The 13,537-nt window shown below is 58.6% G+C and carries 12 protein-coding genes; all 12 read right to left on the bottom strand.

The window, feature by feature from the left end; translation table 11 throughout:
- The coding region (locus QVO43_RS01270; RefSeq protein ID WP_288174286.1) for a Gfo/Idh/MocA family protein at positions 1-306 on the bottom strand (306 nt) is incomplete at its 3' end.
- Positions 307-327: 21 nt separating this feature from the next.
- Positions 328-1,587, bottom strand: coding sequence for a sensor histidine kinase (locus tag QVO43_RS01265; protein WP_022486808.1), 1,260 nt, complete (start codon positions 1,585-1,587; stop codon positions 328-330).
- Positions 1,588-1,599: 12 nt separating this feature from the next.
- Positions 1,600-2,280, bottom strand: a complete 681-nt coding sequence (locus QVO43_RS01260; protein WP_022486807.1) for a response regulator transcription factor — start codon at positions 2,278-2,280, stop codon at positions 1,600-1,602.
- A gap of 30 nt (positions 2,281-2,310) precedes the next feature.
- Entirely contained in the window at positions 2,311-2,925 is a 615-nt protein-coding gene (locus QVO43_RS01255; RefSeq protein WP_347567384.1) for a GTP pyrophosphokinase, read from the bottom strand.
- A 134-nt stretch (positions 2,926-3,059) separates the two neighbouring features.
- The gene (locus QVO43_RS01250) at positions 3,060-3,824 is read right to left on the bottom strand and encodes an HD domain-containing protein (RefSeq protein ID WP_288174285.1); all 765 of its coding nucleotides are present in this window, start codon (positions 3,822-3,824) and stop codon (positions 3,060-3,062) included.
- Between the two features lie 101 nt (positions 3,825-3,925).
- Positions 3,926-5,209 carry a phosphopyruvate hydratase gene (gene eno / locus QVO43_RS01245; RefSeq protein ID WP_022486804.1) on the bottom strand — a complete coding sequence of 428 codons (1,284 nt, stop codon included), beginning with the start codon at positions 5,207-5,209 and terminating at the stop codon, positions 3,926-3,928.
- Positions 5,210-5,321: 112 nt separating this feature from the next.
- Entirely contained in the window at positions 5,322-6,851 is a 1,530-nt protein-coding gene (gpmI, locus tag QVO43_RS01240) for a 2,3-bisphosphoglycerate-independent phosphoglycerate mutase (RefSeq protein WP_022486803.1), read from the bottom strand.
- A gap of 8 nt (positions 6,852-6,859) precedes the next feature.
- The gene (gene tpiA / locus QVO43_RS01235; RefSeq protein ID WP_022486802.1) at positions 6,860-8,785 is read right to left on the bottom strand and encodes a triose-phosphate isomerase; all 1,926 of its coding nucleotides are present in this window, start codon (positions 8,783-8,785) and stop codon (positions 6,860-6,862) included.
- Between the two features lie 24 nt (positions 8,786-8,809).
- Positions 8,810-9,814 carry a type I glyceraldehyde-3-phosphate dehydrogenase gene (gene gap, locus QVO43_RS01230; protein ID WP_022486801.1) on the bottom strand — a complete coding sequence of 335 codons (1,005 nt, stop codon included), beginning with the start codon at positions 9,812-9,814 and terminating at the stop codon, positions 8,810-8,812.
- A 21-nt stretch (positions 9,815-9,835) separates the two neighbouring features.
- The gene (locus tag QVO43_RS01225; protein ID WP_022486800.1) at positions 9,836-10,897 is read right to left on the bottom strand and encodes a sugar-binding transcriptional regulator; all 1,062 of its coding nucleotides are present in this window, start codon (positions 10,895-10,897) and stop codon (positions 9,836-9,838) included.
- A gap of 125 nt (positions 10,898-11,022) precedes the next feature.
- Positions 11,023-11,862 carry a carboxylating nicotinate-nucleotide diphosphorylase gene (nadC, locus tag QVO43_RS01220; RefSeq protein ID WP_022486799.1) on the bottom strand — a complete coding sequence of 280 codons (840 nt, stop codon included), beginning with the start codon at positions 11,860-11,862 and terminating at the stop codon, positions 11,023-11,025.
- Positions 11,840-13,459: an L-aspartate oxidase gene (nadB, locus tag QVO43_RS01215; RefSeq protein ID WP_022486798.1), complete on the bottom strand. Its 1,620-nt coding sequence runs from the start codon at positions 13,457-13,459 to the stop codon at positions 11,840-11,842. Before nadB ends, nadC begins: the two co-directional genes overlap by 23 nt.
- Between the last annotated feature and the right edge of the window lie 78 nt (positions 13,460-13,537).

Here is a 13,537-nt window from a genome sequence, read left to right as displayed (position 1 = left end):
GGCCCACCGGGTGCAGAAGGGCTTTTCCAGGATTACGTTCTTTCCGGCCAGCAGGGCCTCCCGGGCATAAGCAAAATGGACCGGGTTCACCAGAGCGATGTACGCCGTATCCACATCCGCTTCCCGGAAAAGAGCCCGGCAGTCCGTATATACCCGGGGAATCCCATAGTCCCGGGCCAGGGTTTCTCCCCGCTGCCGGCTGTTCTGCCGGCACCAGAGGGCTTCCACACTTATGCCGACTGCCGCATTCATGGCGGCCAGGGCCACAGGAGCAATGGCGCCGGTGCCCAGCATGGCCACCTTCATGAAAAAGACCTCCCTTTTTTCTTAAAAGGTCACCCCGAAGGTAATGACCCCATCCTTGTATTCCACCTGGATCTTCCCGCCCAGGAGCCGGGTGGCCTCTTCTGCCATGGAAAGCCCGATGCCGTAGCCGGCCTTTTTGCTGTTGTGGCTTTCGTCTCCCCGGTAAAACCGTTCAAAAAAGTGGGAATAATCCACTCCGGCCCCGTTTTTGTAGTCGTTGGACACCTGGGCCCGGAACCCCTGTTTCCCGTGGGTTTCCAGCCGGGCCCGGATGGTTCCCCCGTCGTCACAGTATTTGGCCGCATTGTCCAGGAGGATGGTGAAGATTTCATAAAGATACTTGGGGTCGGTTTCAGCCAGGATATCCGGCTGGATCTCCGTCACCAGCTTTTTCTTCTCCCCTTCCACCACCGGAGCAAAGGACTGGACCACTTCCGTAAAGGTGTGGCTGATGTCCATGGTTTCCTTTTTCAGTTCCCGCTCATTCTTTTCTCCCATTTTGGCCAGCATGATCAGTTCGTTGATCAGCCGGGTCACCCGCTTCACCTGGAACAGGATGTTGTCCGTCCACTGGCTTTTGCCGCTGATCAGTTCCAGAGCTTCCGCGTTGGCGGAAATAATGGCAATGGGGGTCTTCAGTTCATGGCCTGCGTTGGTAATGAACCGTTTCTGGCTGGCCACGTTTTCCACAAAGGGCCGGATAGCGTAATTGCTCAGGAACATGAGCACCAGCATGTACAGCAGCACACAGACCAGGCCGAACCGGAGGGAATACCGCATAAATGCATCCACGGCCCCCACATCCCGGGTGCAGTCCATGACCACCACCAGTTTGCCTCCGTCATTCCGGGGGGTTACGCTGTAGCAGTAGCTGGCCCGTTTGTTCTTGAACAGTCCCTGGCTCTGGGTGCTGTCCGCCAGGGAACGGGCAATTTCCAGGGCCTGGAGTTCGTTGAAGGCGGAGATGTTGGACAGATTCAGCCGGCGGATTTTTCCGCTTTCATCCATAATAACGCTGAAATACCGGGTCTGATGGGCGAATTCCGGGGTGTCATTGTACCATTCCGGATCACTGAGCCAGCTTTCGGTGCTGGTACCCGGCTGATGGGAGGGCATGATTCCATCGTTCTGGACAATGGCCGTCAGGAGGGTGTTCACTTCCGACCGCATTTTCATATAGGTAATGCCGTTGATCAGTCCCAGGGCCCCGGCCAGGATCAGTACCACGGCAGCAAAGGCCAGGATCAGGAATTTCCGGCGCAGACGATGGATCATATCCATGATAAATTCTCCTTAATTGGCCAGGGCCGGCGTCTGGAGCACAAAAGATCCGTCCTGATGGCCGTCGATGGTGAGATTTCCCCCGATGGCCTTGAGTTTTTCCCGCAGGTAGGACACATAGATCCATACGATGCCCTGGTCTTCCTGCTGTTCATCCTGCCAGATCCGGTCAAAAAGCATCCGGGTTTCGCAGGGTTTCCCCGGGTGCTGCATGAAGTACTTCATCAGCTGGGTTTCCTTGGGGGACAGCCGGACGCTGCTCTTGCTGGACAGCTCCCCTTCCGCACAGTTGAGGGTCACGGTACCGGCCTGGAGGGTATCCCGGTTGAAGTCTTCCTGGCGCCGGGTCAGGCTCCGGAGACGGGCCAGCAGTTCCCCCATGGCAAAGGGTTTGGTCAGGTAGTCGTCGGCTCCTGCATCCAGGCCGGTGATCCGGTCGTCCACTTCTGCTTTGGCAGTGAGCATGATCACTGGAGTCCGGTCCCCTTCCTTCCGGAGTTCCGTCAGGGCGGTGATTCCATCCTTCACCGGCATCATAATATCGAAGATCATGGCATCGTAGACCTTTTCCCGGGCTTTGTCCACAGCGGCCTGTCCGTCGTACACCGGATCCACTTCATAGCCGGAATGTTCCAGCACGGCGCACAGGGCCATGGACATGGCTTTTTCATCTTCTGCAAGCAAAATTTTCATCTGGGGTTGACTCCTTTCTGGGTCAATGGATCATCCGTTTTCCCGGATCAGCTTCCGGATGGTCTCCATGGACAGGTCGCAGGCCGCCAGTTCGTCAGCGCACCGCTTCAGTTCCTGGCCGATCAGTTCCGGGTTCCGGATGCTCTTTTTGTACTTCATTTCGTGTTCCAGGCTGGCCCAGGAATCCATGGCGATGGTCCGGAGCTGGACCTCTGCATAGAAAATCCCCGGATTATTCCCTTCCACATCCGGGAAGGGTTCCTCCAGCCGAAGGATCAGGTGATAGGACCGGTAGCCGTTGGGTTTTACATTGTGTACGTAGTCTTTTTCCTGGATGATGGTGCAGCCGGGGATGGCCCGGAGCAGCCGGAGATTCCGGTCGATGTCGCTGAGGAACCGGCAAACGATCCGCAGTCCGATGGCATCGTGGATATCATGGAGGGCCGATTTAGCCGTCACCGGCAGCCCTTTCCGCTGGCATTTTTCCTCCATGCTGGCGGTGCCTTTCACCCGGTAGATCAGGTGCTCATAGGCGTTTTCGCCGGTTGCGTCCTTTTCTTTCTGGTTGTAGGCCTTAATGTCCCGGACCAGCTGTTCCAGCACCTTCTCCAGCACCGGCCGCCATGCCTCATAGCTGCTGCCCATGGGTTGGTTCAAAGTGATTCCTCCTTTTGCAAAGTCTTTGTCAGATTATATTGTATACTTATTGTATCATAGGAATATGGAATTTGTATGAAGAAAAAGAGGGCCTGCTGTCAACGGTCAGCAGCCGCTGGAAATCATATCACCTCATGGATTTTTTCTTTTACCCGGTCCAGCTGCCGGGCACTTTGGGGGTTCCCCGGCTGGAAATCCAGCAGTTTCTGGTAATAGCCCTGCTGCCGGACCAGGGCCAGGCTGGGGGCATAGGTAAAATCAAAGATCTGGCACAGACAGCCGGTGAAAAAGTCCAGGGCATTCTTTTTCACTTCTGTGTGGACCAGTTTTTTCTCCAGGGCTTCTGCCAGGACTTTGGGGGAAATTTCCTGTCGGCCCAGATCTTTCAGGGACATCTGCCACACCTGTTCCGGATGGTCAAGGTACCCGGCGTAAACCCGGAACAAGTCGATCTTGTCCGCATCCCGGATCAAAAGGGCAAAATCCCTGGCCCGGCCGGTGACTCCACCAGGGACGGCATAGGCGTTGTGCCACAGGATGGCCAGCTCCAGGATTTTATCCCGTTCCGGCTCCGGTTCCGGCAGAAAGTCCCGGATATGGCCCTGTTCGAACAGGTACCATACCCCGTACCGGGCATGGTCCATGGATTTGTAGTCGATGAAGGTATGGAACCGCCGGGCCTGTTCGAACCGGCCGATGTCATGGAGCAGCCCCAGCACCCAGGCCAGGTCCTGGTCCGCCCGGGACCACCCCAGCGCCTGGGCCAGCTGACCGCACAGGCCGCAGACGATCCGGGAATGGCGCTGTTTGCTCAAAATCCCCGGAGTATCCGGGTCAAAAAGAGAGACATACCGGTCAAAAGCCGCAGAAACAGCTTGTTTGTCCATCATTGTTTTTCCTTTCGTAAAAAAGGTGTGCTGCACGCTCCATGCAGCACACCTTTTTGTCATCCGGCCGCTGACCGTTGCCAGCTGACCGTTGACCGTTTTTATCTGATGTTGTAGAACACATCCATCCCGTTGTACTGGGCAGCGGCTCCCAGATCTTCTTCGATCCGCAGCAGCTGGTTGTACTTGGCCACCCGGTCGGTCCGGCAGGGTGCCCCGGATTTGATCTGTCCGGCGTTGGTGCCCACCACCACATCAGCAATGGTGGTGTCTTCCGTTTCACCGCTCCGGTGAGAGACGATGGCGGTATAACCGGCCCGTTTGGCCATTTCAATGGCATCCAGGGTTTCGGTGAGGGTACCGATCTGGTTCAGTTTGATCAGGATGGCGTTGGCCACGCCCATTTCAATGCCCTTCTTCAGCCGTTCCACGTTGGTGACGAACAGGTCATCCCCAACCAGCTGGACTTTTTTGCCCAGGGCATCGGTAAGCTGTTTCCAGCCGTCCCAGTCATCTTCGGCCAGGCCGTCTTCAATGGAAATGATGGGGTATTTTTCACACAGGGAAGCGTACCATTCCACCATTTCGGCAGAAGTCTTCACGACCCCTTCCCCTTTCAGGTTGTATTTGCCGTCTTCGAACAGTTCGCTGGCAGCAGTATCGATGGCCAGCCGTACCTGTTCACCGGGTTTGTAGCCGGCTTTTTCGATGGCTTCCACAATCACCTGGAGGGCTTCTTCGTTGCTTTCCAGGTTGGGTGCAAAGCCCCCTTCATCCCCTACGGCCGTAGCCAGGCCTTTGCCCTTCAGGACTTTCTTCAGAGCCTGGTAGATTTCCGCGTTGATCCGCAGGGCTTCGGCGAAGCTGTCAGCCCCTACGGGCATGATCATGAATTCCTGGATGTCCACGTTGTTGTCCGCATGGGCACCGCCGTTCAGGATGTTCATCATGGGAACAGGCAGTTCCTTGGCGTTGACCCCGCCCAGATACTGATACAGAGGCAGGCCGATGGACAGAGCCGCAGCCTTGGCCACAGCCAGGGATACACCCAGGATGGCGTTGGCACCCAGACGGCCCTTGTTGGGGGTGCCGTCCAGACGGATCATGGCTTCGTCGATTTCCACCTGACGGGTGGGATCCAGACCGATGATGGCGTCGGCAATGGTGTCATTCACATTGTCCACAGCCTTGGAGACCCCTTTGCCTCCGAAACGGTCCTTGTCCCCATCCCGCAGTTCCACGGCTTCGTGGACCCCGGTGGAAGCACCGGAAGGAACAGCCGCACGGCCTACCGTGCCGTCATCCAGCAGCACATCCACTTCTACCGTGGGATTGCCCCGGGAATCCAGGATTTCTCTTGCGCACACATTTTCAATGATTGGCATTGTTTTCACCTCGTTATTTTGGGCAGCAAGGGAAAATGATTTCCCTTGCTGGTCAATGGTCAATGGTCAATGGCCGATGGAAGCCAGCTTTTGCTGGCCACGAATTTACCTTTTACTTGCGTACCAGCAGGGAATGGCCGGTCATGGCTTCCGGTTTGGGGAGATCCAGCAGGTCCAGCAGGGTGGGAGCGATATCGGAGAGTCCTCCGTCTTCCACCTGGGTACCGGGTTCCGCACCCACCACCAGGAAAGGCACCGGATTGGTGGTATGGGCCGTCATAGGCTCATGGGTCACCGGGTCTTCCATTTCTTCCAGGTTCCCATGGTCCGCGGTGATGCACAGGGCACCACCTTTTTTCAGCACCTTTTCCACCAGGCTGCCCACACATTCGTCCACGGCCTCCAGGGCCTTCACTGCCGCCTCCAGGGAGCCGGTATGGCCTACCATATCCGGGTTGGCGAAGTTCAGGATCACCAGGTCGTACAGGTCTTTGTCCAGGGCTTCCTGGAGCTTTTCCGTCACCAGGTAGGCGCTCATCTCCGGCTGCAGGTCATAGGTGGCCACTTTGGGAGAAGGCACCAGGATCCGGTCTTCGTTGGGGAAGGGCTGTTCCCGTCCGTCATTGAAGAAGAAGGTCACATGGGCGTATTTTTCCGTTTCCGCAATGTGGAGCTGATGGAGTCCCGCCTGGGACACCACTTCCGCCAGGGTATCCCGGATTTCTTCCGGAGGAAAAGCCACCGGCGCATCAATACCCTTTTCATATTCCGTCATGGTGACGAAATGGACGGGCAGCTGGTCTTCCTTCCGGGCAAATCCCTGGAACTCCCTGTCCGTAAAGACATGGGTCAGTTCCCGGGCCCGGTCCGGACGGAAGTTGAAGAAAATCAGGCTGTCGCCTTTTTCCACATTCCCTTCCACGCCGGATACCCGGAACGGCACCACGAATTCATCGGTCTGGCCGGCAGCGTAGGCGGCTTCCAGTCCTTCTGCAGCACTGGGTGCTTCCTGGGCCTCTCCGCCGCTCATGCAGTCGTAGACCTTCTGGATCCGTTCCCACCGTTTATCCCGGTCCATGGCATAATACCGGCCGGATACGGTGGCAATCTGTCCCACACCCAGCTCCCTGCAGGCTTTTTCCACCTTGTCCAGGAAGGGGCCGGCGCTCTGGGGCGGCGTATCCCGTCCATCCAGGAAGGCATGGATACAGACCTTTTCCACCCCCAGCTTTTTGGCCATGGCCAGAAGACCCAGCAGATGGTCGATGTGGCTGTGGACCCCGCCGTCGCTGAGGAGCCCCAGGAGATGGAGTTTCTTTCCGGTGTCCCGGGCTTCCTCCATGGCCTTTACCAGCACAGGGTTGGTTTCCAGACTGCCGTCCTTCACCGCCCGGCTGATCCGGGTCAGGCTCTGGTAGATGATCCGGCCGGAGCCGATGGACAGATGGCCCACTTCCGAGTTGCCCATCTGCCCTTCCGGCAGGCCCACTGCCTCTCCGGAGCACCGGAGCTGGCTGTGGGGATACCGGTTGAAGTAAAAATCAAGATGAGGAGTCCTGGCGCGGGTCACCGCATTGGTGGAACTGGGAGGAGCGATCCCCCACCCGTCCAGGATCATCAGCATAACAGGTTTCTTTTTCATGAAGCGCCTCAGAAGGTATTGGCAATGGCGCAGAATTCCTGGGCGGACAGGCTGGCCCCGCCTACCAGGACCCCGTCGATGCCGTCTTCATGGAAGGCATGGGCGTTTTCACTGGTCACGCTGCCCCCGTAAAGGATCCGCACCCGGCGGGCTGCTTCTTTGCCGAATTTTTCTGCAATGGCTTTCCGGATCAGATCCGCAGCCGCCACTGCATCCCGCACTTCCGCACTCTTGCCGCTGCCAATGGCCCAGACCGGTTCATAGGCAACCAGCAGATGCTGGATCTGGCTGTCGGTGAGCACATTCAGCACCGGAGTCAGCTGGCTCAGGATCTTGTCCCTGGTGGAACCGTTTTCATGTTCGTCAGCGTCTTCTCCCACGCACAGCACCGGGTCCAGATCGTTCCGGAAGGCAGCCAGGACTTTCTTCACCACGATGTCGTTGGTTTCGTGGAAGAACTTCCGCCGTTCGCTGTGGCCCACCAGCACGTACCGGGAACCGATTTCCGCAATCATGGGGCCGGATACGGCGCCGGTGTAGGACCCTTCGTCTTCGTAGAACAGGTCCTGGGCACCATAGCCGATGCCGTCTTCATCCACCATGGCGGCTACGCTTTCCAGAGCAGTGAAAGGAGGGAACAACACCACTTCCGCCCGGGCCATTTCCGTGCCGTGGGCGATCTGGTGAGCCAGTTCCATGGCTTCTTCCACGGTCTTGTGGCATTTCCAGTTGCCGGCCACAATGGGTGTCCGGAGATCATCCAGGGCAGCCAGGCCCGGCAGCACTTTTCCTTCCAGGTATTCCAGGGAAGCACCGCCGCCTGTGGATACATGGCTCATCTTGTCAGCCAGGCCCATCTGTTTCACAGCTGCAGCACTGTCGCCGCCGCCTACGATGGTGATGCCGTCAGAAGCGGCCATGGCTTCCGCCACCCGCCGGGTCCCTTCTGCATAGTTGGGCATTTCGAAGACGCCCATGGGGCCGTTCCACACAAGGGTCTTCATGCCGGCCAGGGTCTGGGCATACAGTTCTGCCGTCTTGGGGCCGATATCCAGGGCCATATATTCCGGATTCAGTTTGTCCAGGTCTTCGGCTTCATGATCTGCGTCATTGGAGAAGCTGGCAGCCATGATCAGGTCCACCGGCAGGAGCATTTTGGTCTTCTGGGCAGTAGCTTCCGCCAGCAGGTCCTTGGCGATCCCCAGGCTTTCCTTTTCCACCAGGGATTTGCCCAAGTCATAGCCTTTGGCAGCCAGGAAGGTATTGGCCATGCCGCCGCCGATCAGGATCACATCTGCTTTCTTGATCAGGCTGCGGATCACGGCGATCTTGTCCGCCACTTTGGCCCCGCCGATAATGGCGGCAAAAGGACGCTGGGGTTTGTCCACTGCATTGCCCAGGTAGGCGATTTCCTTTTCCAGCAGGAAACCAGCCACCGCAGGCAGGTAGTGGGTAATGGCTTCCACGGAAGCATGGGCCCGGTGGGAAACCCCGAACCCGTCGTTCACGTACACATCCCCCAGAGCCGCCAGTTCCTGGGCAAAATGAGGATCATTCTTTTCTTCTTCCGGATGGAACCGGAGGTTTTCCAGCAGCAGGATATCCCCATTCCGCAGCTGAGCGGCTGCAGCCTGGGCTTCCTTGCCGATGCAGTCCGGGCAGAACTGCACCGGACGGTGGATCAGCTGGCTCAGAGCTTCGGCCACCGGCTTCAGGGTGTACTTCATGTTCACCTTGCCTTTGGGACGGCCCAGGTGGGCCAGGAGGATTACAGCAGCCCCCTGGTCCAGCAGGTAATGAAGGGTGGGCAGAGAGGCTTCGATGCGGATAACATCGGTGATTTCCCCTTTGTCGTTCATGGGAACGTTGTAGTCCACCCGGACCAGCACCCGTTTCCCGGTCAGCTGAATGTCTTTGACGGTTCTTTTATCCATGGCTCCGTGCTCCCTGCCTTTCTCTTACAGGCCCTTCTTGGCCATGAACAGAGCCAGTTCCACCAGACGGTTGGAATAACCCCATTCATTGTCGTACCAGGAAACCACTTTGGCCACACGGGGACCGATCATCATGGTGGACAGCCCATCCACAATGGAGCTCAGCGGGCAGCCGCTGTAGTCTTTGGATACCAGAGGCAGTTCATTGTAGCCCAGGATCCCTTTCATGGTGGTTTCAGAGGCCACTTTCATGGCTTCGTTGATTTCTTCTTTGGTGGTGTCTTTCTTCAGGTTCACTACCAGGTCGGTGAGGGAAACATCCGGAGTCGGGACACGGATGGCCATGCCTTTCAGTTTGCCTTCCAGTTCAGGCAGTACCAGACCGATGGCTTTGGCGGCACCGGTGGTGGTGGGGATGATGGAGCAGGCACCGGCACGGGCACGGCGCAGGTCTTTGTGGGCTGCATCCAGGATCTTCTGGTCGTTGGTGTAGGAATGGACGGTGGTCATCATGCCGCTTTCAATGCCGAAGTTGTCTTCCAGCACTTTGGTGAAGGGAGCCAGGCAGTTGGTGGTGCAGGATGCGTTGGAGATGATGTGGTCTTTCTTGGGATCGTACTTGTCTTCGTTGACGCCCAGGACGATGGTGATGTCTTCCCCTTTGGCCGGGCAGGCGATCAGCACCTTTTTGGCGCCGTTGTCCAGATGAGGCTGTACGGTTTCACGGGTCTTGAATTTGCCGGTGGTTTCCAGCACTACATCCACGCCCATATCGCCCCAGGGGATTTCCTTCGGATCAGTGTACCGGGTGAATTTGATGGCTTTGTCCCCTACATGCATTACGTCTCCATCAACGGACACATCTTCATCAAAGGTGCCGTGGATGGAATCGTATTTCAGCAGGTGGGCATAGGTATCGATGCCGGAACGGGCATTGACCGCCACAACTTCCACTTCAGGGTTCTTTACAGCGATACGCAGAGCGCAGCGTCCAATACGACCAAAACCATTGATACCGATTTTTACCATTTTGCATTCCTCCTAAGTTTTTTACTGATGATTGGGATCAGTTTGCAAACAATCGATGATTTCCCGGGCAGCCGCCTCGTCGGTGACCAGGATATCGTCCTGGCCGCTGCGGAGCATGGAAAGGATGGCCCTTCCCTTGGACTGTCCGCCGGCAATGCCCATGACCGTGTGGATCTTTTCCAGATCGTTGACCATGAGTCCCAGGGTGTCTGTGCTGTACACCACCCGGCCGTTCAGGTCGAAATACTGCCCCAGGGCTTCCCCTACGGCACCGGCCTTTGCCAGGCGGTCCATCAGTTTGGGGTCCATCCCCCGCTTTTCGGCCATCACCAGGGCCTGCCCCATGCCATGGACCAGGATATCCGCGCTTTTGATGGTTTCCACCACCTGTTTCACCCGGGCATCCTCTTCCAGGATCTTGCGGAGCACGTCCTCGCTGACACTGTCCGGCACATACAGCTGCAGGTACCGGGTCTTCAGCCGGCCGGCCAGCACCGTGGCAATGGTGTTGGCCTGGAGTTCCATTTTGTCCCCCAGACCGCCCCGGGCCGGGACCACCACGGTCTCCGGTTCATTGCCAAAGGTGTTTTCCGCCATGGCCGCCACAGTGGTGCCCCCGGTTACCGCCACAATGTGCTTTTTGTGGTCCGCCAGAAGGCGCAGCAGGATACCGGCCGCCACACGCCCGATTTCCCGGGTGACCACTTTGTCCTGGTCCGCATTGCCGGGCAGCACCACCACCTTCTGGAGATGGAGCTTGTCCTGGAGGATGCGTTCCAGGCTGGAAAGCTTCTGGAGCCGGTTCACATAGTCCCGGAGCTCCTGGAGGAGCACCGCCCCCTCTTCCGTAATGCTCATGCCGGTGAGGGTGAAATCCAGCAGCCCCGCTTCCTTGAGGAAATCCACATGGGAACGGAGGATCCGCTCGCTGAGCCCCAGCTTTTTGGCCAGGGTCCGGCGGCCGATGGGCTGATCGTGGCTGATCTGCCGGAGCACCTTATAGCGCTCGGTAAGCAGGTCCACCATTTCCGGAACCAGTTTATTCTGCAGGTTGATGATTCGATCCAAGCTGATGTTGCACATTTTGTCCCTCGTGGTACTTTTTATGTCCCACCCTGTTCGAAAAAAAATAAATTTACTACGCCTTCATTATAGCATAGATAAGAAAAAAAGGAAGGGGGACACCCTTCCTTTTTTTGCCCTGCCCGTTATTTAATCTCCCCCACATCCAGACTGATGTCCAGGGCTTTTACGCTGTGGGTCAGGGCTCCTATGCTGATTACGTCCACCCCGGCGGCTGCTGCGGCTTCCAGATTGTGCTCGTCGATGCCCCCGGAGGCTTCCACCACCGCCCGGTGACCGATCATCCTTACACATTCCTTCATGGCCTCCGGAGCCATGTTGTCCAGCATGATCACGTCGGCGCCCCCTTCCAGGGCTTCTTTGGCCTGGGCCAGGCTTTCCACTTCGATCTCGATCCTGGTCATGTGGCTGGCGTAGGCTTTGGCCCGGGCCAGGGCTTCCTTCACCCCTCCGGCCACGGCAATGTGGTTGTCCTTGATCAGGATGGCGTCGTAGAGCCCCAGCCGGTGGTTGTGGCCCCCGCCGGTGCGGACAGCGTATTTTTCCAGGAGCCGCAGCCCCGGCGTGGTCTTCCGGGTATCCACCACCCGGGTGCCGTAGGGTTTGGCCAGGTCCGCCAGCTTTTTGGTCCGGGTGGCAATGCCGGACAGGTGCTGGAGCAGGTTGAGGGCCAGCCGTTCTCCCGTCAGGACACTCCGGGCCGATCCGGTGACTTTGGCAATGAGGGTCCCCGGTTCCAGTTTGTCCCCGTCTTTGGCCAGGGCCTCGAAGGTCAGGCTGGGATCCAGCACCCGGAACACCTGCCGGGCCACTTCCACCCCGCACAGGATCCCTGTATCCTTGGCGTGGATGATCCCGGCAGTCACCGCCCCTTCCGGCAGCAGGGCCTCACTGGTCAGGTCCCCGCTGCCCACGTCTTCCGCCAGCCATTCCTCCAGCTGTTTATCCAACATTCTGCTGTACATGGATGCTGCCTCCTTCTTCCTCTTCGATAGTATGATGCTTCCAGCAGTCCCGGGGCTTGGGGAAATCCAGCCGGTAATGGGCCCCCCGGCTTTCTTCCCGCTGGAGAGCCGCCTGGGCAATGAGCCGGGATACCAGGATCTGGGATTTCAGATCCAGCTGCTCCGGGGTTTCCGCTGCCTGTCCGGCATATTTGGCTTCCACGGCCCCCAGTTCTTCCAGGGCCTGGCGGAGATCTTCCCGGTCCCGGGCAATCCCCAGCTGCCGGCTCATCAGTTCCCGGAGCTGCTGCCGGTCAGCGGCGGTTTCCCCCTGGGAAACTTTCCAGGGTTCCAGGACGGACTGCCAACGGCCGCCTTTTTCCTTCTGCCCCTCAACAGGGATTTCCCGGCACAGGGCACGGGCCGCCCGGCGTCCGAACACCAGCCCTTCCAGGAGGGAATTGCTGGCCAGCCGGTTGGCGCCCTGGAGACCGGTGCAGGCCGCTTCTCCGCAGGCATACAGGCCGGGCACCGTAGTGTGGCCCCAGCTGTCGGTGCGGATGCCTCCCATCATGTAGTGGGCCGCAGGAGCAATGGGGATCCGTTCCTTCCGCATATCCACTCCATAGTCCAGGAGAGTCCGGAAGATCATGGGGAATTTTTCCTCCACCCGGTCAATCACCGTGGCGTCCAGCAGCACATGGTTCGTGGCGCAGTGCTTCATTTCCGTGGCAATGGCCCGGGCCACCACATCCCGGGGAGCCAGTTCCAGCATGGGATGGTACCCGGGCATGAACCGTTCTCCCCGGGTGTTGTACAACAGGGCGCCGGCACCCCGGACCGCTTCCGAAACCAGGAAACTGGGCTTTCCCGGAAGGGCCAGGGCCGTGGGATGGAACTGGACGAATTCCATATCCATCAGTTCCGCACCGGCCCGGCAGGCCAGTGCCAGGCCGCTGCCCGTGGCTCCTTCCGGGTTGGTGGTGTGGGCAAACAGCCGTCCTACCCCACCGGTGGCCAGCACCACGGCGTTGGCGGAAAAGCGGACCATCCGGCCTTCGTGGAGAGCCATAGCTCCTGCGCACCGGCCTTCCTGGAGCAGCAGATCCGTTACATAGCAGTGTTCCAGGGTGGAGATCCGGCTTTCCCTGCCGGTAATGGACCGGAGGGCCCGGGACACTTCCTCCCCGGTGCTGTCTCCGTTGGCGTGGACGATCCGGTTCCGGCTGTGGCATCCTTCCCGGCCCAGGGCCAGGGTGCCGTCGGGATTTTTGTCAAACCGGGCTCCGTGATGAAGCAGGTCCAGCACCGCCTTGGGCCCTTCGGTGACCACGATTTTGGCCATGGTTTCGTCGGTGAGCCCGGCTCCGGCCACCAGGGTGTCCTGGTAATGGAGGCTGGGGTCGTCGTCCCTCCCCAGGGCCGCCGCAATGCCCCCCTGGGCCTTGGAGGTGTTGCTGTCCTGGAGTTCATCCCGGACCGCCACCAGCACCTGCCGGCCCGCCTCTGCCAGGGACCAGGCCGTCTGGAGCCCGGCCGCTCCGGACCCGACTACCAGGATATCCGTTTGTATTTCAGGCGTTTCCGCCGTATCAAAATTCGTCCAACAGGTTTCCATAAGGAATCCTCCTTTTACAAGTGGCCGCCTGAGCAGCAGCCTGTTACAGGTCGTAGGGAAAAGGAAAGGAACCCCATT

It is taken from the genome of Acidaminococcus sp. CAG:542 (assembly GCF_000437815.1).
Taxonomy (GTDB): domain Bacteria; phylum Bacillota; class Negativicutes; order Acidaminococcales; family Acidaminococcaceae; genus Acidaminococcus.
This window is presented reverse-complemented; position numbering and strand designations above follow the sequence as displayed.